The organism is Sphingomonas sp. GW821-FHT10F11, assembly GCF_058809095.1.
The window spans coordinates 1,199,392-1,222,027 of record NZ_JBXASH010000001.1 but is presented as its reverse complement, the minus strand read 5'-3'; the positions used below and the strand labels follow the sequence as shown (position 1 = coordinate 1,222,027).

The following is a 22,636-nucleotide window of genomic DNA, read 5'->3' as shown; positions in this document are numbered from 1 at the left end:
CGGCCTCCCGCCTGCCACCGCACCTGCATTTATAATCGCAGATGCGGCGTCAGGTAAGTTACAAGGGGCTCCGGGAGCTATCGAGAGCTCCCGGAGCCCCTCACCAAGCTACGCTAGGCAACAAGCTGCCAAGCTTCACTATCCTCTCCCAAAGGAGAGGAAAAAGGGCAGCATATGTCGAATTTCGATCTGCCCTAACGCAGTTCGAAGCCAAGATCGCCGAGCACGTTTCGCAAGACATGCCGCCCTGCCATCGAGTCCGGCCCGCGTGTCCGCTCGCCGGCCAGTTCAGTCCAGTCGCGCTCCGCCATGCCCTGTTCGCGCTGGAAGGCGCGCAGCCGGCCGTCATAGGCGCGCGCGCCGTCATGCTGGCGGTCGGTCCAGGCATAGGTCTCATGGAACAGCACCGACGATTGGGGCAGGCGGGGCTTGATCGAGGCCGGGCGCGCCGGGTCCGGCTTGCCGACGACGAGGCCGAACAGCGGGAACATCCTGGGCGGCAGGTCGAGTTCCGCGGCGACCTCGGCGGGGCGGTTGCGGATGCCGCCGATATAGACCGATCCCAGCCCGAGCGATTCAAGCGCGACCACGGCGTTCTGCGCCGCCAGCGAGGTGTCGACCGATCCGAGCAGAAAGGTCTCGACATAGTCGAGCGCCTCGGCCGGCACGTCGCGCGCGCTCGCCAATTGAGTCAGCCGGTCGAAATCGATCAGCCAGACGAGCAGCAAAGGTGCCTCGAGGATATGCTTCTGCGACCCCGCCAGCGACGCCAGCCTTGCCTTGCGTTCGGGGTCCTGCACCGCGACCACGCTCCACACCTGCAGGTTGGAGGACGAGGCGGCCGACTGCGCCGCCGCGACCAGCGTCTCGATCGTTCCCTCGGGCAGCGGATCGGGCAGATAGGCCCGCACCGAGCGGTGCCTGATCAGCAGGTCGATCGCTGGGTTGCGGCAGATCGCGGCGCTGTCCTCATGGCGATAGCGCGCCTGAAGGGCCTCGCTCACGATGCCTCCGCCACGGCAGCGGTACGGGCCGCGAAACTGTTCTCGGGCCGCCTCAGGCCCAGATTCTCACGCAACGTCTTCCCCTCATATTCCTCGCGGAACAGCCCGCGGCGCTGCAGGATCGGCACGACCTGATCGACGAAATCGGTCAGCCCGGTCGGCAGGATCGGCGGCATCACGTTGAAGCCGTCCGCGGCGCCGGTCTCGAACCAGGTCTGGATCAGATCGGCGACCTGTTCGGGTGTGCCGACGGTGGTCAGATGCCCGCGCGCGGTCGAAACCTGACGGTAGAGCTGGCGCAGGGTCGGCCGTTCGCGCTCGACCAGGTCGGATACCAGCTTCAGCCGGCTCTTGCTGCTATTGGTATCGCCCGGCAGCGGTGGTGCCACATCGTCGAGCGTGTAGCTCGACAGGTCGACGCCCTGATAATGCCGGTTCAAGATGCCCCAGGCGACCGCCGGGTGCACCAGCGATTGCAGCTCTTCATATTTCGCCTGCGCCTCGGCCTCGGTGCCGCCCAGCACCGCGAAGATGCCTGGCATCACCAGCAAATCCTCGCGCCGCCGTCCATATTTGCCGAGCCGGGCTTTCACATCGCCGTAAAATGATTGGGCATCCTCGAGCAGCAGGTTTGCGGTGAAGATCACCTCTGAGGTCCGCGCCGCCAGTTCGCGGCCGGGCTCCGAAGCGCCGGCCTGCACGATCACTGGATAGCCCTGTGGCGGACGCCCGATGTTGAGCGGCCCGCGCACCTGGAAATGCTCGCCCTTGTGGCCGAGCACATGGAATTTGTCCGTGTCGAGGAATACGCCCGCCGCGCGATCGCGGACGAAGGCGTCGTCCTCGTAACTGTCCCACAGGCCCTTCACGACATCGATATATTCCTCGGCGCGCTCATAGCGTTTCGAATGCTCGAGATGCTCGGTCCGGCTGAAATTGGCCGAGACGTCGGCACCTGTGGTGACGACGTTCCACGCCGCCCGCCCGCCGGAGATCCAGTCGAGCGAAGCGAATTTACGCGCCGTGGTATAGGGGTCCTCATAGGTCGTGGTGGAGGTGGCGACGAAGCCGATCCGCTCGGTCACCTGGGAAAGCGCCGCCCACAGGGTCACCGGCTCGAAATGCGCCGCCTTGGCATTCTGGCGAAAGGTCGCCTCGTCAGTGAAATCGGCATAGCCGCCCGGGCTGTCGGCGAGGAACACCAGGTCGAATTTGCCGCGCTCTGCCGTCCGCGCGAGATTCTTGTAATGCTCCAGATTATGCCCTGCATCGGCGTCGGTATTCGGGTGCAGCCAGGCCGAGACATGATGGCCGGTCGCCTGGAGGAAGGCGCCGAGACGAAGCTTTCTGTCTGTGGTCATGCGGGGATCCTTTCGCTGCGGACATAGGGAGAGGTGGCGGCGTCGACCGCGACGCCGAGCAGGCCGAGAAGCTCGCGCTGAAGCGCTGCGGTCCGTTCGCGCCGGGCGATGCCGTCGGGCGGCAGGGCGACGCGGATGTCGGCGACGATGTGCCCGTCGTCGAGCACCACCACCCGGTCGGCCAGCTCGATCGCCTCGTCGACGTCATGGGTGACGAGCAGGACGGCGGGGTTATAGACTTCGGACAGGCGCCGCAGCAGCGCGTGCATGCGGATACGGGTCAGCGCGTCGAGCGCGCCGAACGGCTCGTCGGCCAGCAGCAGCGCCGGCCCGCGCACCAGCGAGCGCGCCAGCGCCACGCGCTGCTGCTCGCCGCCGGAAAGCTCGTACGGCCAGCTGGTCTCGCGGCCCGCCAGCCCGACCTCGTCAAGCGCCTTCAGCCCGCGTTCGCGCCGGTCGGCACCGGTCAGCCCGAGCAGCACATTGTCGAGCACGCGCTTCCAGGGCAGCAGCCGCGCATCCTGGAACACCACTGACAGCCGCTCCGGCACGAGGATCGTGCCCGTGCCCTCCGCTTCATGGTCGAGCCCGGCGAGCGCGCGGAGAAGGGTGCTCTTGCCCGAACCGCTGCGGCCGAGCAGCGCGACGAATTCGCCGGCGGCAATGTCGAGATCGATCCCCTCCAGCACGCCCTTGCGGGTGAAGCGGCGGACGAGCCCGCGGACCTGGACGACCGCGCTCACGACGCGAGCGTCCGGCGCCAGCGGAGCGCGCGTTGCTGGATCAGCCGCACCACCGCATCCGATGTCAGGCCGAGCAGGGCGTAGACGACCAGCCCGACCAGCATGATGTCGGTCTGCGCATAATTGCGCGCGAGCGTGATCATGTAACCGATCCCGCTCGTCGCGTTGAGCTGCTCGACCACGACCAGCGCCAGCCACGACGCGGTCACGCCGAAGCGCAGCCCGGTGAGCAGGCCCGGCAGCGCACCGGGCAGCACGACATGGCGGATAAAGCCCCAGCGGCTCAGCTCCAGCGTCTCGGCCAGTTCGACCTGTTTCAGGTCGATCGCGCGCAGCGCCGCATGAGTCTGGATATAGACGGGTGCGAACACCGTGACGGCGATCACCGTCACCTTCATGCCTTCGCCGACGCCGAACCACAGGACCATGAACGGGATCAGCGCCAGCACCGGGATGCCGCGCTTCAGCTGCACCAGCCCGTCGATCACATAGCCGCCGAGCAGGGTAAGCCCCGACAGCAAGGCGAGCACGACACCGACGGTCGTGCCGAACACCAGGCCCTGTCCGGCGCGCCAGGCCGACACCGCGAGATTGTCCTGCAGCCGGCCGTCGCGGATCAGCTCGATCGCCGTCTCCACCGCCGTCCAGGGTGCCGGCAGCACGCGCGGGTCGAGCCAGCCGGTCGCCGACAGGACCGACCAATAGAGCAACAGCAGCCCGGGCCCGAGAATCCAGCCCCAGGCGAGCGGGGCGCCGAGGCCGAGCCGGCGCAGACCCGGCTGCTGGCTTGGCGCGACCTGCGCGGGGGCAAAATGCCGGGGCGGCGCGACGACCAATTGGGGGAAGGGAGCGTTCATGACACCTCCGGTCATCTGGAACTGGCGAGGGAGAAGCCGCTTGCGGCAAGCGCCTCGAAACGGGGGTCGAACAGGGTCCCGGCCTCGAAGCGCGGATTGCCCAGCTCGGGCGCGAGGATATCGATCGATGCCTGCTGATATTGGATCGCATCGGCCCAGCGCGCCGGGATGTCGGGCTTGCCCGTAGCGGTGACGATCAGCCGCGCATCCTCCAGCTTCAGGCCCTGCTCGCCGACATAATAGCCGCGCGCCAGCTCCTCGGGATGCGCTAGCCGCCACCCCCAGGCCCGGCCCCACAAAGCCACGAACTGCTTCAGCGCGGCGGCCTTGGCAGGGTTTTCCAGGGCTTCGACCGGCACATAGGCGAAGATCGGGTCATCGCGGAAATCGGGATGTTTCAACAGGCGGGCGCCATCGTCGCCATATTTGCGCAGATAACGTTCGGCGACGATGCCGCCGCCAATCGGCGCCATGTCGACCGCATTGCTTGCCAGCGCGCTGGTATAGACGTCACCGCCGATGCTGGAGGGCAGTTCGACCAGGGTCACCTCGCTCTTCGCGATGCCCGCAGTCTTCAGCGTCTGGAGGACGATCTGCCCCTGTACCTGGCTTGGGCTGATCGCGATCCTTTTGCCGCGCAGATCGGCGATCGTTCGGATATTCGCCTTGGGTGCGATACCCAGCACGAAGGCCGGGTGGTTCAATGGATCGCGCCGATAGGCGGTGGCGACGATCTTCACCTTCAGGCCGACCCAGATGGCATGGATCGGCGGCACGTTGGCGCCGAGCCCGACGTCGAGCGCCTTGGCGTGGAAGGCCTCGGTCACGTCGGGTCCGCCGGTGATCTGCACCCATTTGATCGTGAACTTCAGGTCCTTGTCCCAGCCATTGTGCCGGACCACCCACTCCGTCACCGGATCGCCGACCGTCAGCACGGTCCCGTCCGGGACGGTGTCGGGCAGGGGTGCCGACAGCGCCAGCCCGCCCGCCGCCTTGGCCTGACGGTTGGGCGCGAACAATATCAGCAGGCCGATCGTGACCGCGACGAACGCGGCCAGAGCGATACCACCCCAGGGCTTCGATCTGGCCGCGGCCGGCATCAGCCGAGCACGTTGAACAGCTCGCCCTCGAGCTGTTGCGAGATAAAGCCGTCGGGGCCGCGGGTCTGCTCGCCCGCCACGGTGATGCGGCGTACCGCGCGTGCCAGATCGAACTGCGCGTAATCGATCGGCCCGGCATGGGCGACCGCCTGATTGTCCCACACCACCAGGGATTTTGGTCGCCAGTGGAACCGCACCTGATATTCGGGCCGGGTCGCCTCATAGAACAGCAGGTCGAGCAGCGCCTTGCTCTCCGGCTCCTTCAGTCCGACGATATGACTGATCGTGCCGGGATTGAGGAACAGCAGCTTCTCGCCGGTTTCCGGATGGATTCGGACCAGCGGGTGGAGCGCGACGAACGGCCCCTTGCTGCGCCCGTCGCGGCGCGGCTCGCTGGTGCCGCCGTCATAATCGGTGGTGCGGTGGACTGCCTGCAGGCCGTCGATCAGGCTGCGGATCGGGGCCGACAGCCCCTCATAGGCGGCGATCAGGTTGGTGAAGAGCGTGTCGCCGCCGTAGGGCGGGATCTCGACGCCGTGCAGGATCGAATAGCGATTGGGGTTGGCGACGAAGGTGATGTCGATGTGCCAGCCCTTGTAATCCCGCGGCGGCTCGCGGCCCGGGGGCAGGGCGGTGTTGCGCTCGCGCCGGGTGCGATATTCGGCGACCGAGCGCTCCCAGATCTCGGGATGGTCCTCGAGGCCCTCGGCGATCGGATGCGCGGGGGTCAGCGGCCCGAAGGCCCGGCCGAACGCCTTTAGCTGGTCGTTGCTGATGTCCTGGTCGCGGAAGAACACCACCCGCCAGTCGTGCAGCGCGCGCTGGATGTCGGCGGCGATCTCGGGCGTGATCGGCTCGCGCAGGTCGACGCCGGAAATCTCGGCGCCGATCGTCGGCGTCACCGCCTCGACGGCGATATGGTCATAGGTGAAGCGGTCCTGGTTGGTATCGGGGCGAAGCGCGGTGATGGCGTTCATGATTGGCTCCTTCGGCCGGGTCGTTCAGGCGGCGATGGGCTCGGGCGGGACGAGCTTGAGCGCCTCGGCCGGGTAGCGGGCACCGGTGGTCGCGCCGCGCGGGAAGGCCGCCTCGATCGCCACGAGCGATTCGGAATCGAGTTCCAGATGGTTGGCCGCCCAGTTCGACTCGAGATGGTTGATGTGGCGCGTGCCCGGAATGGGCACGACCTGCTTGGACAGCACCCAGGCCAGGCTCACCTGCGCGACACTCGCGCCGACGCGCTTGGCGACCTGCTCGATCGTTGCGCGGCGCAAGCTGTTCGCGGCGACCGCTTCCGGCTGGAAGCGCGGATGCTGGCGGCGGCGGTCGTCGGGATCGCTCACCTCGGCACCGGCCAGGAAACCGCGCCCGAGCGGGCTATAGGCGACGAAGCCGATGCCCAGTTCGCGGACCGTGGGCAGGATCTCGACCTCGACGTCGCGGGTCCAGAGCGAATATTCGCTCTGCAGCGCGGTGAGGGGGTAGGTCGCATGAGCGCGGCGGATGCCGTCGGCCGATGCTTCCGACACGCCGACGCCGCCGATCTTGCCTTGCTCGACCAGCCGCCCGAGCTCGCCGATCGACTCTTCGATCGCAATATCGGGATCGACCCGGTGCAGATAATAAAGATCGATATGGTCGAGGCCGAGCCGGGTCAGGCTCGCCTCCACCGCGTCGCGGGGCTTGACCGCCGGTACTGCAGGGCCACCGCCATTGGGCCGGTGGACGAACTTGCTGGCGATCACCAGGCCGTCGCGGCGATCCTTGATCGCCTTGCCCAGCAGCTCCTCATTATGCCCGGCGCCATAACCGGTGGCCGTGTCGAAAAAGGTGATGCCCAGGTCGATGGCGCGGTGCAGCGTCGCGATCGAGCTGGCGTCGTCGGCCTGCCCATAGGTGTGCGACAGCCCCATCGCACCAAAGCCCTGCTGGCTGACGTCAAGCTTTCCAATGGTCGGCATCTGCTGATCCCTGAACGAGTTGTTGAAGCCAAAGACTGCCTCGGGGCGGTCGATCGGCGAACGTAGGATATCTATCCTTTGGTGTAGAATCCATATCTATCTAGTAGGAATTAGGAGAGGGAACCGTTTTGACGCGTGTGCGTTCGCGCGCACTGCCTATCAAAGGTAGAAATGCCTCATAAGCATCTATCCTATAAAGGATAAGTCCGCCGACGAGTCGTTCCGTCGGGGCGACGAAACGAGGCGGCTTTAGAAAATCTTCGCGTCGCCGAAGAATCAATTCCCATTGACTCGATAGGAATTAGGAATCAGCCTTGGGGCCTTCGATCTGGGCGGGTCGGGCCGTCCCGCGGCATGCACTTGAGCATGGCGTCGAGAGACTGCCGGCTCCTTGCCGGACTGCCTTGGAGAGGGGCGGCCGCGCACCGGTCGATCAAAAGCGCACCGGGGCAAGGGAGGCCACCCATGAAGACATTCCGCCAGTCACTTCTGCTGTCATCGATCATCGCGGGAGTGGGGCTCGCCCAGCCGGCCGTCGCGCACGGCGCCGGATCGGAGGAGAACCTCGTCAAGACGGCATCGGCGGTGGTGTCTGACGATGCGCCGGTGCTCGACGAGGGCGCGGACGTGGTGGTCACCGCGCGGCGCACGTCGGAGCGCGCCCAGGACGTGCCGATCGCGCTGTCGGTGGTCTCGGGCGAGACGCTTGAGCGCAAGGGCGGCTACACGCTCACCGACGTGCAGTTCCAGACGCCGAGCCTCACCGCCTATAATTCCAACCCGCGCAATTCCTCGATCGGCATTCGCGGCATCGGCGTCTCCTCCGCCTCGGATGGGCTCGATACCTCGGTCGGCGTCTATATCGACGGGGTCTATCTCGGCCGGCCCGGCATGGCGCTGTCCGACCTGATCGATGTCGATCGGGTCGAGGTGCTGCGCGGCCCGCAGGGCACGCTGTTCGGGCGCAACAACTCGGCTGGCGTGCTCAACATCACGACGCGGGGGCCGGAATTCGAGTTCAAGGGCACGGCCGAGATTTCCGGCGGCACGTACAATTACAACCAGGAACGCGTGAGCGTGACCGGGCCCATCATCGACGGGCTGCTCGCCTTCCGCGTCACGGGGTTCAACACCCACCGCGACGGCGTGCTCGACAATATCAAGACCGGGGTCGACGCCAACAGCGTGGGGCGCAGCGGCGCGCGGGTCCAGTTTCTCGCGACGCCCGCCAGCAACCTCACCTTGCGGCTGATCGGCGACTATTCGATCGAGGACGACACCTGCTGCGTCAGCGCGACCAAGCTGGTGCTGCCCGCAAGCCTCAGCGCGACCACTGGCCGCACGCTCCAGGCACTCGCCGCGCTCGGTTATGTGCCCAGGGCGAATCTCGACTACACCCAGAACAACTCGATCCAGAACATGAAGACCGACCAGAAGGGCGTGTCGCTGCAGGCGGATTGGGATCTGGGACCCGTCACGCTGACCTCGATCAGCGCGTGGCGCTATTGGCACTTCAGCCCGCTGCAGGACAGCGACGGCACGCCGCTCGACGTCATCCAGGTCAATGTCGCCCAGACCAAGGACGACCAGTTCTCGCAGGAGATCCGCCTCGCCTCAAAGCCCGGGCGGTTCACTTGGCAGGTCGGCGGCTATCTGTTCCACCAGGTGCTGCGCGACCACTTCATCCTCAACCAGTTCGGCACCGACGCGAGCAATTTCTACACCACCTATGCCCGGCTCGCGAACCCGGCCGCCGCGGCGATCAACATCGCGCCGGGCTCGCAATATCTCGACGACGTCCGCACCACGGTCGACAGCATCGCGGTGTTCGGCCAGGCGAATTATTCGATCACCGACCGGCTGACCCTCACCGCCGGCATCCGCTACACCCATGACAAGCGCTGGGGCCGGTCCGACACCTCGACCGTGGGCACGCCCAACCCGGCGACCTCGATCCCGTTCCACTACAATGTCTCGGTGAAGGACGATAACGTCTCCTATCTCGCCAGCCTTTCCTACAAGGTCGCGCCGGACATACTGGTCTACGGGTCCTATTCGACCGGCTACAAGGGCTCGGGCCTGAACCTCAACGCGGCGGTCTCGGCGGGAACGCCGCTGGTCCTGGCGCCCGAGGAAGTGAAAAATTGGGAACTCGGCCTGAAGACCCAGTTCTTCGACCGGCGCGTCACCATCAACATCAGCGCCTTCTCGACCGACCTGTCCGGCCTCCAGGCCAATATCGTGCCCACCAACGGCAACCGCTCCTATCTCGCCAATGTCGGCGATGTGCGCGCGCGTGGCGTCGAGGTCGATGCGTCGCTGAAGCTCACCGACAACCTGACGATCGACGCCAACGGCTCGTACAACGACGCCAGGTACAAGAGCTATGCCAATGCGCCGTGCCCGGTGGGCGTCACCGGCGTGTGCGATCTCACCGGAAAACCGCTGTTCCAGGCACCGAAATGGGTCGCCAATGCGTCGATCGACTATCATGTCCAGCTCGCCGGCGGCGTGCGCCCTTATGCGATTGGCCAGTTCAGCTATCGCTCCAGCACCTTTGGCACTGCGGATGCGGGCCCCTATAGCCTGATCGACCCGTACGGCCTGTTCAACTTCCGCGTCGGGGCGTCCTTTCGCGACGGGCAATATGATCTGTCGGCCTGGGTGAACAACGCCTTCGACAAGAAATACTTCCAGAACCTGTCGACCACGGCGATCGTCGGCACCTCGCCCTTCGCCTATGCTGGCCAGCTCGGCACGCCGCGCACGGCTGGCGCAACCTTCCGGGTGAATTTCTGATTCACTAAGTCATTGATATATAAGGACTGTAATGTTGGGAATGTCAGTGACCCTACTGACATTTCCAACAACCGCCTCAGAAGAACAGCTTCCGGATGCTGATCCGCACGCTCCGCCCCAGCGGATCGAGATAGTCCGGCTGATAGCTGATCGGGGTCTCGCCGTTCGCGTCGGTCACGCGCTGCTTGCCGTCGAAGATGTTGGTCACTCCGATCGTCAGGCGCGTGCCGCGCAGCCAGGGATGCTTCTTGATCAGGTCGAGCCGCTGGCCGAAATCGGCGAACAGCCTGAGGTCGAGCGTGCCGAGCCCGGAAAAGTTCAGCCGTTCCGGCGCGGCCGGCGTGCCGCCATTCACCTCGGTGCCGGTGCGGTAATTGCCCGACAGGCGGAACCCCAGGCCGTTATTGGTATAGCCCGCCTGCGCCTCGAATTCATGGCGCGACTGGCCGCCGCTGCTGCCAGTCGCGTCGCCATTGAGCAGGTCGAGCCGCGGCCCGCCATTCTGGACCAGCACTTCCTCCTTGAAATGCCAGGTGTGGTAGAGCGCGAAGTTCAGCCGCCCGCCGCCCTGGCCGCCGCCGCCGAAACCGCCACCACGCCCGCCAAAGCCGCCGCCGCGTCCGCCGAACCCGCCGCCGCGCGGGCCGCCTTCGCCGGCCCCGGGCGCACCGCCCGGTGCTCCCGGCGGGTTGCCGTCCTGCTGGCCGGCCGGGATGTCGCCCGCCGGCGTGCCGCCGCTGCGCGCGCTGCCGTCGGGCGTGGTATTGGCGCCGTCGGCACCGCGCCGCCGGAAGCCGCCCGGCGGCTGCAGCCCGGCGAACGGGTTCGGTCCGGTCCCGGCGCGGAACGCCTCCAGCTCCTTCTGTACCTTCGACTTGATCGGCCTGGAGAAGTTGATGCCCCAGCGCAGCTGCGACCGGCTGCTCTCGGCGAAGTTGATCGGCCGCATGTCGATCCGGGTGAGCTGGCCCATCGCATCGCGGGTGAAGCGATCCGGGAACGCCGCCTCGATCGCTGCTGTCGCGCTCGGGAAGCCGGCGATCGGATTCTCGGTCCGGCTGGTGACGTAATTGGCCGTGAGGCTCAGGTCCTTTTGCGACCAGGGCTTCAGGGTCAGGCCGATCTTGGTCACATGGTTCTTGCTGGCCATCAGGTCGGGATTGCCGCCGGTCACCGAAGTGATGTCGACGGTCGTGCCCTGGACATAGTCGAACACGCGCACGTTCGGCGTGGTGATCACCGGATTGCCGAGTTGTTGCGCGCTCGGCGCCAGATCCTGATCGGTATGCGACACGATGAAACGGACCGCATCGACCGGAATCCAGTTCGCGCCGTAACCGAGGGTCTGCATCGTGCCGAAGTCGGAAAGATGGTCCTCGGCGATGTTGAAATTGGCCGACAGCCTGCCGAGGAACGGCAGGAAGCCGTTGGTCTTGCTGGCGATCGGCACGTCGATATTGACCTGCCCGCTGACCGTGTCGCGTGAGACGGAGCCATTTGTTTCGCGCACGAAAATATCCGGGTCTTCTCCCATCACGCGATAGGACCGCGAATCGAAACTGCTGGTATCGGCGCCGAGCTTGATGCTGGTCGAGACATCGCCTGCCGGCAGCTTGAACAGCGGACCGTTGAACAGGGCATCGACACCGGCCTCGTTCGAGACGCCATAGGCGCGGTTGGCCCGAATCGCATCAGCGGCGACCCCGGGAATGTCCGAGTCGCTGAAGGTCTTGGTGTCGCTCCGATCGTAATTGCCGGTGACGGACCAGCGCCATTTCGGGCTGATCGAGCCATTCAAGGTGGTGCCGAGATGAGCGGTCAGCGTCGAAGCACGCTGCTGGAGCGGCAATACACCATTGAGCGCCGGGTCGGTCACGCCCTCCGGCAGGCCGTTGACGCGCAGGCTGTCGGTATATTCCACCCGCCCGTTGATCGTCGCCGAGACCTTGCCGATCGGCCGCGCATAAACGGTATTCGCGGTGAAATCCCGGCTTGAGGGAAGGAGGCTGCGATAGGGATCCGCATCGGTGATGTCGCGTTCGTCCTCGGTCAGAGCCGATTGCGCTTCATATTCCACATGCAGGTTGAAGCGGCCGTCGCCGCGGATATGGAGCAGGTCGAGCTTGCCGTCGGCATCGTTGTTCCCGCCAGCGGTCGGCACCCGGTCCGCCAGTTCGACCGTGGTCGCGCGGAAGCGGCGGCGCAGGACGACGTTCACCACCTTCTGGTCGGCGCGATAGCCATATTTCAGCGCGACCTCCTCGGGCAGGATGTCGACACGCGCGATCGCTTCGGTGGGCAAGTCGCGGATCTCGGCAAAGCTGGAAATGCGCTTGCCGTTGAGCAGCACCACCGGCGCACCGCCACTGCCGCGCCCGCTGGTGGTCTGCGGCGTCAGCTCGGTCAGCAGGTCGGATAGCGAGCTGACCCCATAGGAGCGGATGTCGGCCGGGCCGAGCTGCTCCTCGGGCTGGATGTCGCCGATCACCGAGCCGGGCAGGTTGCGCTGCCCCCGCACGATGACGTCGGGTTCCTCCACATCGGCCTGGTCGTCGCTCTGTACCGCCGGCCCCGCCCCGGCGGCAGGCGCCGCGCTCGTCGCCTCCTGGGCTGCCGCCAGGGCGGGGAAGCTGGCCGATGCCAACAGGAACAGGATGCCGATACGCCGCATGGTCGCTCCAACTCGAATCACACTCGGAGCCCTAGACTCCATTTGTCGCAAGAATGTGCCGGTCCGCGCATTGACGTGAGATTGACAGTATTCGCGCAGGGGGCGGATAGCATCGCCATGACCAATCCCCTGATCGCTGGCGTCGAACTTGGCGGAACCAAATGTATCTGCGTCCTGGGTTCCGGCCCCGACGATATCCGCGAGGAAGTCCGGATTCCCACTACCGGCCCGGAGGAGACGCTCGCCGCGGTCGAGGCGGTGCTCGGGCGCTGGTCGGGCTATCAGGCGCTGGGCATCGCCAGCTTCGGTCCCGTCTCGATCGATCCGGCGGCGGAGAATTACGGCTTCATCACCGCGACGACCAAGGCCGGCTGGTCGAACACCGATGTCGGCCGGCGCCTGTCGCGCCATGCGAACGTGCCGCTCGGCTTCAACAGCGACGTCGCCGGTGCCGCGCTGGGCGAGGGGCGCTGGGGTGCCGCGCGGGATGTCGCCGACCATGCCTATGTCACCGTCGGCACCGGGATTGGTATCGGTCTGGTCATGGGCGGCGAGCCGACCAATGGCCTTACCCATCCCGAACTCGGCCATATCCGCCCGGTGCGGCTGCACGGCGACGCCTGGCCCGGTTCCTGTCCCTTCCACGGCGATTGCCTTGAAGGCCTCGCCTCGGGGCCGGCGATCAAGGCGCGGGCGGGCAAGCCGGCGGAGCAGCTCACCGAGGACGATCCGCTATGGGACGGCGTCGCCCACGCCCTGGCCCAGCTCACCCACACCCTGGTGCTCACCGGTATCCCCCGCCGCATCGTGATGGGCGGCGGGGTGATGACCGGCATGCCGCATCTCCTCCCGCGAATCCGCGAGAAACTGGTCGCGAGCCTGGGTGGCTATGTCGCCGCGCCCGGCCTCGCTCCGGTCGAGGACTATGTGGTGCCGGCCGCGCTCGGCAATCATGCCGGGCCGCTCGGCGCGATCGAACTCGGCATCCGGGCGCTTCGTCCCGTCGCAACGTCGTTTACACCGCTTTAACCGCGTCCGGTTACGCCGTGGCAAGGGGCAGACGCGCCCTCAATGATTAACCACGGCGGTGTTTCCATGCGCATTCTGATCGTCGACGACGAACCTGCGATGCATGATTCCTACAGGCGAAGCTTCGCGCCGGTGGGGAATGCCGATGCCGGTGCCCTCGATGCGATGGCGGCCGAGCTGTTCGGCGATGATGGCGATGCCTCGGCCGCCGATTCCGGTTCCACGATGGATTTCGCGCTCACGCACGCCATGCAGGGCCTTGCCGGCGTCGCCGCGATCGAACAGGCGATCCTCGACGGCGATCCCTTCGCCGTTGCCTTTATCGACGTGCGCATGCCGCCCGGCATCGACGGCAAGGAAACCGCAACCCGAATCCGCGCGCTCGATCCCGACATCAACCTGGTGATGGTCACCGGCTATTCCGATTTCTCGCCGATCGAGATCAGCAAGGCCGCCGGGCCGGCCGACAAGATCTTCTACATCGCCAAGCCGTTCGAGGTTGCCGAGGTGACTCAGATGGCGTCAGCCCTCGCGCACCGCTGGCAGCTCGACCGCGAGCTGGCCGCGACCCGCGCCGCGCTCGCCGAGAAGATCGTGATTCTCGAAGAGCAGGGTCTGGAGCTCGCCGCCAACGAGAGCAAGGCGGTCCATATCGCCAATCATGATTCGCTGACTGAGGCGCCCAACCGCCTCGCCTTCTTGCGCACGCTCGCCGAAAAGACGCGCGGCAACGAGAGCTTCGCCACCGCGATGGTCGATCTGGACCGGTTCAAGCTGGTCAACGACACGCTCGGGCATCTCGCGGGCGACGATCTGATCCGCCAGATCTGCGCTGTGCTGCAAGCCGCCATTCCCGAAGGCGGCATGGTCGCGCGGCTGGGTGGTGACGAATTCGGCCTGTTGTTCGATTCGCCCGGCGAGCAGGCCGCCTGCATGGCGTGCGAGCGGCTGATCAAGGCGTGCTCCGCCACCTTCAAGATCTTCGGCCATTCGGTCCAGTGCGGCGCTTCGGCCGGTTTCGTCTATGTCGAGGCAGGCCAGAAGCACGATCCGGTCGACGTGATGCGCCGTGCGGATCTCGCGCTCAACGCCGCCAAGCAGGGTGGTCGCGGCGTGGTCCGCACCTTCGACGATACCATGGACGAATCGATCCGCTTCCGCCGCCGTATCGAGGGTGGCCTCAGCAAGTCGATCGAGAAGGGCGAACTCAATCTCGTCTATCAGCCGATCGTCGCCCGCGACGGGCTCGAGGTCGTCGGCTTCGAGGCCCTGCTCCGCTGGGACACCGAGGAGTTCGGACCCGTAAGCCCGTCGATGTTCATCCCGATCGCCGAGGAATCGAACCTGATCCACGAGCTCGGCACCTGGGTGCTGTGCGAGGCGCTCCAGGAGCTGAAGGACTGGCCGGGCCAATATGTCTCGGTCAATTTCTCGCCGCGCCAGTTCCGCCGGCCCAATTTCATCGGCCATGTGCTTGAATGCGTCCAGCGCGCCGGCGTGGAACCCAACCGGGTCCAGATCGAGATCACCGAGACGGCGATCTTCGACGATGCCGATCGTGCGGCCGATACGCTGTACCGCCTGCGCCAGATGGGCTTCCGCATCGCGCTCGACGATTTCGGCACCGGTTATTCGAGCCTCTACAATATCCGCAAGTTCGCGCTCGATTGTCTGAAGATCGACCGCAGCTTCATCGACGGCATGGGCCGGGAGCGCGAGAGCGCTGCGATCGTCCATTCGATCATCCATCTTGGCCGCGCGCTTGGGCTCGGCGTGATCGCCGAGGGCGTCGAGACTGAGGCGCAGGTCATGGCGCTTCGCGCCGCCGGCGCCTCACATCTCCAGGGCTATTATTTCTCGCGGCCGATCAGCGCCGATATCGCGCGCGAGATAGCCGCAGCGCGCTTCATTCCCGATCCTTCGGGTCTCGAGGAAGAATATCTCGAACCGGAACTGGGTAACGGGACACACGGCTGATGTCCCCGGTCATCCGTGCCCTTGGCGGCCGGATCGGGGTGCTGCGCAATCCAAGCTCGCTTGGCGCAAAACTCGTCCTGATCCTGACCGTGGTGGGGCTGATCGGCTCCGCCGCGATCACCCTGTTGCTCGCCAGCGTCATCGTGCCCAGCTTCAACCAGCTCGAATCCCGGTCGGTCGACGCGCATGTCGAGCGCACCCGAGCCGCGCTGGGCGAATATGCGTCCAAGGTCGAAAGCGCGGTGCGCGATTATGGCGACTGGAATTCCAGCTACGACTATATGGCGCACCAGACCGCGGCGTTCGAGGAGGAATCCTTCTCGCCCCTCGCCATGGAGAATCTCGGCGTCAACGGCATGGCTTATGTCGCCAGGGACGGTCGCATCGTCATCGCCCGCTGGCGCGACGGCGAAAAGGACGATCCGGGGATGCGCGTCGCGCTGATCGCGCAGATCCGCGAAATCGATTTCCGGAAGCTCCTCGCCGCACGCAATTCGGCAAGCTTCTTCGTCCGGCTCGGCCCGGTCGTCTCGGCGGTCGGCGTCGCACAGGTCCGGCGCAGCGACGGCAGCGGCGCCCCGCGCGGCTATGTGCTGATGGCGCGCCGCATCACCTCGGAACAGCTTTCCGGTCTGCTCCAGCTCACCGCCGGGCTGGATCTCGCCAATGTCACCGATACGAACCTGATCACGCCGAGCCGCGAGACGATGCGCATCGCGGTGCCGATCCTCGGTCCCGCCGGCCACGCCGTGGCGAGCGCAGCGTTCACCGTGCCGCGCGACGTGTCGGTGCTCGGCCGGCGCATGTTGATCCTTGCGGTCGCAGGGTCGACCATCCTGATGCTCATCGTGCTCCTTATGCTGCGCCGGATGATCGGCCGGCTGGTGCTGCGTCCGCTCCACCGGGTCGAGAACCATATGCAGGTCGTCCGCGCTTCCGGCGCGCTCAGCCTGCTGCCCGACGAGGCGGTGCGCCAGGACGAGATCGGCTCGCTCGGCCGCAGCTTCAACGCGATGCTGCGCCAGCTAAAGGACTTGCGCGAGCAGCTCGAGGTGCAGAGCTTCGCGCTCGGCCGCAGCGAAAGTGCCGTCGCGGTGATGCACAATGTCCGCAACGCGCTCAATCCGATCAGCACGATCCTCAGCCAGGGCATCGCCCAGCCGGCGCCGATGGATCGCGGCACGCTCGACCGCGCCATTGCCGAACTGGCCAAGGACGACATCCCCCAGCCGCGGCGGGAAAAGCTGGTCGCTTTCGTCGCCGCCGCGATCGAGGCCGAAGCGAGGGACCGCGAGGAACGCCGCCGCCAGCTCCAGGTCGGCCGCGAGGCGATGAGCCATGTGCTCGAGATCATCGGCGAGCAGCAGCACGCCGCCAACGGCCGGCCCGAGCTGGAGCCGTGCGACGTGACCGAGATCATCGCCAGGAACGCCACGATCGCGCGCTATTCGGGCGAGCTGTCGATCGCCTTCAGTTTCCCCGCGCGCCCTCACCGAGTGATGGGCAGCCGCGTGATCCTCAGCCAGGTGATCGGCAATCTCTTCGCCAATGCGGCCGAAGCGATCGGCGCCATGGACCTAGGGGGCGGCACCATCGGGGTGACGGTCGAGGAAATGAACGGCCAGACCGTCATCGCCATCCGCGACGATGGCGAGGGTTTCGCGATCGACCGCGCGCCCACTTTGTTCCAGCGCGGCTTCTCGACCCGCAAGGACAAGTCGGGCGGATTCGGCCTGCACTGGTGCGCGAATTCCATGACCGCGATGCAGGGTTCGCTGCGGCTGGAGAGCGAAGGCGAGGGCAGGGGGGCCGTCGCGGTGCTGACCCTTGCGACGGCGATCGCCGAGCAGCAGGAACTCGCGGCCTGACGCGACCCGGGAGTCAGGCGCTCATCCTGTCCTCCTTCGCGGCCCCGCCGCCGAATCTCGCATAAAGCGTCGGCAGCAGGAAAAGGGTGAGGATTGTCGCCGACAGCAGCCCGCCGATCACGACCGTCGCCAGCGGCTTCTGCACCTCCGCCCCGGCGCCGTGGCCAAGCGCCATCGGCACGAAGCCGAGCGATGCCACCAGCGCGGTCATCACCACCGGCCGCAACCGCGCCAGCGCGCCTTGTTTCGCCGCGGTGGCCCGGTCCGTCGCACCTCGTATCAGCGTCTGGATCGACGCCACCATCACCAGCCCGTTCAGCACGGCGATGCCCGACAGGGCGATGAACCCGGCCGCCGCCGAGATCGAAAAGGGCATGCCCCGCAACGCCAGCGCCGCGACGCCACCGACCAGCGCGAGCGGTATTCCGGTGAACACGATCGCCGCATCGCGGATGCTCCCGAGTGCGCCGTAGAGCAGCAGCAGGATGGCGATCAGGCAGGCGGGCACGACCAGCATGAGGCGTTCCCGCGCCGAGGCAAGATTCTCGAACTGGCCGCCCCATTCGAGATAGACGCCGGGCGGCAGGCGGATCTCGCGCCCGATCGCGGCCCGGGCGTCTGCCACAACGCCCGCCACGTCGCGGCCGCGCACATTGGCCTGCACCACGACGCGACGCTTGCCATTTTCGCGTCCGATCTGGTTCGGGCCTTCGGTCACGGTGATCGTGGCGATGCTCGCCAGCGGTACGAACGCGCCCGCTGGTGTCGGCACCGGCACCTGCGCCAGCGCACCCGGATCGGCGCGCGCCGCTTCGTCGAGCCGGATCGTCACCGCGAAGCGCCGGTCGCTTTCGAAGATCAGCCCTGCATCGCGCCCGCCGACCGCGGCGGCGATCACATCCTGCACGGTGCGCGCCGTGATGCCCAGCCGCGCCATCGTGTCGCGGTCCGGCCGGATGTCGAGCATCGGCAGCCCCTCGGCCTGCTCGACCCGCACGTCCGCCGCGCCCCGGGTGCGGCGCAGGATCGCCGCGACCCGGTCGGCGGCGTCGCTCATCAGGGCGGGATCGTCGCCGAACACCTTCACCGCCACGTCGCCGCGTACGCCGGCGATCAGTTCGTTGAACCGCATCTGGATCGGCTGGCTGATCTCGAAACCATGGCCGGGCAGCGTGCCGAGCAGCCTCTCGACCTTTTCGACCAGAGCCGTCTTGGGCAACCCCGGATCGGGCCAGTCGGCGCGCGGTTTCATCACGATGAAGGTGTCGGAGATGTTGGGCGGCATCGGGTCGGACGCGACCTCCGCCGTGCCCGTCTTGGAAAAGACGAAACGCACCTCGGGCAGGCGGGCGATCCGCCGCTCGACCTGCGACTGCATGGCCTGGCTCTGCTCGATCGATGTGCCGGGCACGCGCAGGATCTGCGCGACCAGATCGCCCTCGTCGAGCTGCGGCAGGAATTCCTGTCCCAGCATGGCGAACAGCGCCGCCGCCGCCGCAAAGGCGCCGATCGCCAGACCGATCGTTGCGCCTGGTCGTGCCATCGCGCGGTCCAGACCGGGCCGGTAGCGGCGCGTCAGCCACCCGACGATCCGGCCTTCCTTCTCCTCCACGCGCCCGCTCAGTCCGACGGCGATCGCCGCGGGCACGAAGCTGATCGACAGCAGGAAGGCGGCGGCAAGCGCGATGATCACGGTCAGCGCCATCGGTGTGAAGGTCTTGCCCTCCACGCCGCTCAGCATCAGCAACGGCACATAGACCAGGATGATGATCGCCTGGCCGAACACCGATGGCCGGATCATCTCGCGCGCCGCGTCCGTCACCGTCTCGAGCCGCTCGTCGCGGGTGAGCAGGCGCCCGGCAATATGCTGTCGCTCGCCGATCCGTCTCAGCGCATTCTCGACGATGATCACCGCCCCGTCGACGATCAGCCCGAAATCGAGCGCGCCAAGGCTCATCAGATTGGCCGACACGCCCGCCTGCAGCATGCCGAATCCGGTCAGCATCATCGTGATCGGGATCACCAGCGCCGCGATCAGCGCCGCGCGGACATTGCCCAGCAGCGCGAACAGCACCACCACGACCAGCAAGGCGCCTTCGCCCAGATTGCGCCCGACCGTGGCGATCGTCGCATTCACCAGCGCGGTGCGATCGAGCACTGGGCGTACCGATACGTCCATCGGCAGCGAGGCATTGATCTCCTCCAGCCGTGCCGCGACTCCCGAAGCCGTATTGCGGCTGTTTTCGCCGACCCGCATGATCGCGGTGCCGACCACCACTTCCGCGCCATTCTCGGAGGCGGACCCCATCCGCAATTCCTGGCCGATCCGCACGCTGGCGACCTGGTCGAGCAGGATCGGCACGCCCTCGCGCGTGGCCACCGGAATGCGCGCCAGTTCGGCGATGCTGGTCACCCGTGCGTCGGATCGCACGGCGAGCCCGTCGCCATGCCGGTTCACGATGCCCGCGCCGATCCCGACATTGTTCGCCTCGATCGCCGCGGCCAGATCGCCCAGGCCGATCTTCAGCGCGGCCAGCCGCTGCAGATCGGGCACGACGAGATACTGCTTCACATGGCCGCCGATCGAATCGACTTCGGCCAGCCCATCGACCTTCTTGAGCAGCGGCGCGACGATCCAGTCCTGCGCGGTGCGCAGATAGGTCGCCTTGTCCGCCTCACTGACCAGATGGTCGCCCTCGGGCGTGATATAGCTTCCGTCCGGCTGCAGCCCGGGCTGGCCGATCGCGTGGGTGTCGCCCGCGCGGTGCTCCATGCGCACCGTCCACATGAAGATTTCGCCCAGGCCCGTGGCGATCGGTCCCAGTTCGGGCACTGCGCCCTCGGGCAGGTCCCGTTCGACCGCGCGCAGCCGCTCGAACACCTGTGCCCTTGCGAAATACAGGTCGGTCGAGTCGGTGAACACGGCCGTGACCTGCGCAAAGCCGTTGCGGCTCATCGATCTTGTATAATCGAGTCCCGGGGTGCCCGCGAGCGCGGTCTCGATCGGAAAGGCGATCTGCTTTTCCACCAGCTCGGGCGACAGTGCGGGGGCGCGGATGTTCACCTGCACTTGATTGTTGGTGATGTCGGGCACGGCGTCGATCGGCAGGCGCACGAGCGCGAAGGCACCGATCGTGGCGGCGATGAGGGTCAGCAGCAGCACCAGCCAGCGCCGCTCGACCGAGAGCGAGACGATCCGTCCGATCATGGCTCAGTCCTCATGCCCGGCATCGCCCTTGCGGAGTTCCGCCTTGAGGGTGAAGCTGTTGTCCGAAGCGATCGTCTCGGTGCCGGTAAGGCCGGAGGCGATCCCCACCATCGGCCCATCGCGCCGCCCGAGCATCACCGGTGCGACGCGGAAGCCCGTCTCAGTGCGCACGAACACGACCGGACGATTCTCCACGGTCTGCACCGCACCCGCCGGCACCATCATGTTCCCGCCATCCGCAGTTCCTACGATTCGGATCGCGGCCTGCACCGGTTCGCCCGCGCGCCATCGCCCGGCGCGATTGTCGAGCACCGCAATCACCCGCACCAGCCGGGTTGCCTCGTCGAGCACCGGCGAAACGAATGTGACGCGCGCGATATCGCGGCGCCCGGCCGCGCTGACCTCGACGCTCGCGCCCGGGGCCACCCGCCCGGCATCGGCGGGGGACAGGGAGAGCGAGACGCTCAACTGGCGAAGATTGGCCACCCGGAACAGTTCTGCATCGGCTGCCACCGTCTGGCCCAGCACCGCCGTCCGTCCGATCACCTGCCCGCCGATCGGCGCGCCGATCGCGATTCGGTTGAGATGGCTGCCGCGCAGTCCGGCCGCCGCAACCTGCTGGCCCGCGAGGCGCAGCGCGACATTGGCCTCGGTCGCCGCCGCGCGCGCCACCAGCACCTCGCGCTCGGGCCGATAGCCCATCGCGAACAGCTTCTCCTCACGGTTGAGATTGGAATGCGCGAGCGCGGCACGCGCACGGGCTGCCTCCACCTCGGCATTGAGCGACGCCGCTTCGCGGCTCTCGATCACGGCGAGGGTATCGCCGCGCCGCACCGTCTCGCCGAGATTGCGGGTCAGCGAGATGACCCGCCCGCCGACCGCGGCCGATACGATCTGGGTCGCCTGGGGATCGCCCTCGATCATTGCGGGCGCTTCGATGGTGCCGCCGCCAGTGCCGCTGCCCGGACGAGTCAGGGCGATGCCCGCGGCGGCGATCTGCTCGGCGCTCAGCGTGATTGTGCCGTCGCTGTGCGCTTGTTCCGGTTCGGGCGTCTCGGTGCCGGCCGGTGCACCGCAGGCCGCGAGCGACAGGATAAGGGCCGCCGCGACGACGCGCGACGGCGCGGCGACGAGCGCCGCAGGGTAGCGAAACATGGACTATCTCCTGAAGAGGACAGGCGCACCTGGGGCGCGGGCGTCGTCGTCAGGCGATGGGGGGACGCAGGTTCCGGGTCGGCAGCGCTTCGTGCACCACCATCCCCCGGCTTTCGATGACCGCACCGGTATCGCAGGCCCAGGCCGGGGGAGCCCCGGTCTTGAACGGCACGCCGATATCATGGCCCTGGCAACCGGTATGATGGTGCGGATAATTCTTGTCGGAATCGGGCGGCACCTGATCGTGATCGCCCGCCAGATGGAGCCATTCAGTGGTGGCCGTCACCTCGCCTTGTCCGGCCACCTCCGCCGCATGCACCACCGCCCCGGTCGCGAGGCTTGCGATCAGGAACAGGGCGGATAACAGGCTGAACAGCGCGCGCATATGGGCCTCTCTAGCGTAGAAGGGCTGCCGGGGTAACCGCCTTCGGCGTACGGCAGTTATGGCCTTATCGGCACCTGGCGTCGGTGCGGGTTCCAACCTGGTCGACGACGATCCGTGACGGCCCCTTGGGCGTCTGCCCGGACATGGTGAGGCGCGCGGTGAAACTCGCGCCGTTATAGGTGCCGGTGCGGGTGACACGCACCGGATCGCCCTTCTTTTGCGGGCACATCATGACCTGATCGACATGGCCGCCAGCCACCGAGGAGCGTTCGACACTGCATTTCGCCTTGGGATCTGGCGAGAACAGCGCGGCGGCGCCCGCCCTGGCCTGTTCGGGCGCGAGGCATTTATGCTCGGTCTTCGAGCGGCCTTTCATCATGCGGAGCATGAAGCCTGGCGTGCCGGGCACGACGAGTTCGACGGCGGTCGATTTCACGTCCCAGTTGCCGGGGGACACCGCCTGCGCGGCAAGCGTGGTCGGCAGGAAGGCGAGCAACAGCAAGGGGGAACGGATCATG

16 protein-coding genes are annotated in these 22,636 nt (G+C 66.8%); 4 read left to right on the top strand and 12 right to left on the bottom strand.

Features of this window, described 5'->3' with window-relative positions:
• Positions 1 to 194: 194 nt before the first annotated feature.
• Genes AC1RT8_RS06035 through AC1RT8_RS06005 form a run of 7 tightly spaced genes read right to left on the bottom strand, consistent with a single transcriptional unit; the run spans position 195 to position 7,026 of the window.
• Positions 195 to 1,004, bottom strand: coding sequence for an NADPH-dependent oxidoreductase (locus tag AC1RT8_RS06035; RefSeq protein WP_493074650.1), 810 nt, complete (start codon positions 1,002 to 1,004; stop codon positions 195 to 197).
• Positions 1,001 to 2,365, bottom strand: coding sequence for an LLM class flavin-dependent oxidoreductase (locus AC1RT8_RS06030; protein WP_493074649.1), 1,365 nt, complete (start codon positions 2,363 to 2,365; stop codon positions 1,001 to 1,003). Before AC1RT8_RS06030 ends, AC1RT8_RS06035 begins: the two co-directional genes overlap by 4 nt.
• The gene (locus AC1RT8_RS06025) at positions 2,362 to 3,108 is read right to left on the bottom strand and encodes an ABC transporter ATP-binding protein (RefSeq protein WP_493074648.1); all 747 of its coding nucleotides are present in this window, start codon (positions 3,106 to 3,108) and stop codon (positions 2,362 to 2,364) included. Before AC1RT8_RS06025 ends, AC1RT8_RS06030 begins: the two co-directional genes overlap by 4 nt.
• Positions 3,105 to 3,965: an ABC transporter permease gene (locus AC1RT8_RS06020; protein ID WP_493074647.1), complete on the bottom strand. Its 861-nt coding sequence runs from the start codon at positions 3,963 to 3,965 to the stop codon at positions 3,105 to 3,107. Before AC1RT8_RS06020 ends, AC1RT8_RS06025 begins: the two co-directional genes overlap by 4 nt.
• An 11-nt stretch (positions 3,966 to 3,976) precedes the next feature.
• Positions 3,977 to 5,065 (bottom strand): ABC transporter substrate-binding protein, encoded by a 1,089-nt coding sequence (locus tag AC1RT8_RS06015; protein ID WP_493074646.1) that lies wholly within the window; start codon positions 5,063 to 5,065, stop codon positions 3,977 to 3,979.
• Positions 5,065 to 6,042 carry a TauD/TfdA dioxygenase family protein gene (locus AC1RT8_RS06010; RefSeq protein WP_493074645.1) on the bottom strand — a complete coding sequence of 326 codons (978 nt, stop codon included), beginning with the start codon at positions 6,040 to 6,042 and terminating at the stop codon, positions 5,065 to 5,067. Before AC1RT8_RS06010 ends, AC1RT8_RS06015 begins: the two co-directional genes overlap by 1 nt.
• Positions 6,043 to 6,066: 24 nt before the next feature.
• A complete protein-coding gene (locus tag AC1RT8_RS06005; protein ID WP_493074644.1) occupies positions 6,067 to 7,026 on the bottom strand; it encodes an aldo/keto reductase in 960 nt (319 codons plus the stop codon).
• 465 nt (positions 7,027 to 7,491) lie between these two features.
• On the opposite strand from AC1RT8_RS06005, the gene AC1RT8_RS06000 reads away from it, so the two are divergent.
• A complete protein-coding gene (locus AC1RT8_RS06000; protein WP_493074643.1) occupies positions 7,492 to 9,825 on the top strand; it encodes a TonB-dependent receptor in 2,334 nt (777 codons plus the stop codon).
• Positions 9,826 to 9,901: 76 nt separating this feature from the next.
• On the opposite strand, the gene AC1RT8_RS05995 is transcribed toward AC1RT8_RS06000, so the two are convergent.
• Positions 9,902 to 12,496, bottom strand: a complete 2,595-nt coding sequence (locus AC1RT8_RS05995; protein ID WP_493074642.1) for a TonB-dependent receptor — start codon at positions 12,494 to 12,496, stop codon at positions 9,902 to 9,904.
• 117 nt (positions 12,497 to 12,613) lie between these two features.
• Between AC1RT8_RS05995 and AC1RT8_RS05990 the strand changes: the two genes are divergently transcribed.
• The 3 genes from AC1RT8_RS05990 to AC1RT8_RS05980 all read left to right on the top strand — a co-directional run bounded on the left by AC1RT8_RS05990 (position 12,614) and on the right by AC1RT8_RS05980 (position 17,370).
• Positions 12,614 to 13,525 (top strand): ROK family protein, encoded by a 912-nt coding sequence (locus AC1RT8_RS05990; RefSeq protein ID WP_493074641.1) that lies wholly within the window; start codon positions 12,614 to 12,616, stop codon positions 13,523 to 13,525.
• Between the two features lie 66 nt (positions 13,526 to 13,591).
• On the top strand, positions 13,592 to 15,502 hold the full coding sequence (locus AC1RT8_RS05985) for a putative bifunctional diguanylate cyclase/phosphodiesterase (protein WP_493074640.1): 1,911 nt from the start codon (positions 13,592 to 13,594) through the stop codon (positions 15,500 to 15,502).
• Positions 15,502 to 17,370: a CHASE4 domain-containing protein gene (locus AC1RT8_RS05980; RefSeq protein WP_493074639.1), complete on the top strand. Its 1,869-nt coding sequence runs from the start codon at positions 15,502 to 15,504 to the stop codon at positions 17,368 to 17,370. The genes AC1RT8_RS05985 and AC1RT8_RS05980 overlap by 1 nt, the downstream gene beginning before the upstream one ends.
• A gap of 13 nt (positions 17,371 to 17,383) precedes the next feature.
• On the opposite strand, the gene AC1RT8_RS05975 is transcribed toward AC1RT8_RS05980, so the two are convergent.
• The 4 genes from AC1RT8_RS05975 to AC1RT8_RS05960 form a co-directional block, all read right to left on the bottom strand.
• Complete coding sequence (locus AC1RT8_RS05975) at positions 17,384 to 20,578, bottom strand: efflux RND transporter permease subunit (protein ID WP_493074638.1); 3,195 nt, start codon at positions 20,576 to 20,578, stop codon at positions 17,384 to 17,386.
• Positions 20,579 to 20,581: 3 nt separating this feature from the next.
• Positions 20,582 to 21,733: an efflux RND transporter periplasmic adaptor subunit gene (locus AC1RT8_RS05970; RefSeq protein WP_493074637.1), complete on the bottom strand. Its 1,152-nt coding sequence runs from the start codon at positions 21,731 to 21,733 to the stop codon at positions 20,582 to 20,584.
• A 49-nt stretch (positions 21,734 to 21,782) separates the two neighbouring features.
• Complete coding sequence (locus AC1RT8_RS05965; protein WP_493074636.1) at positions 21,783 to 22,118, bottom strand: hypothetical protein; 336 nt, start codon at positions 22,116 to 22,118, stop codon at positions 21,783 to 21,785.
• Positions 22,119 to 22,182: 64 nt separating this feature from the next.
• Positions 22,183 to 22,635 carry a DUF3617 domain-containing protein gene (locus AC1RT8_RS05960; protein ID WP_493074635.1) on the bottom strand — a complete coding sequence of 151 codons (453 nt, stop codon included), beginning with the start codon at positions 22,633 to 22,635 and terminating at the stop codon, positions 22,183 to 22,185.
• Between the last annotated feature and the right edge of the window lies 1 nt (position 22,636).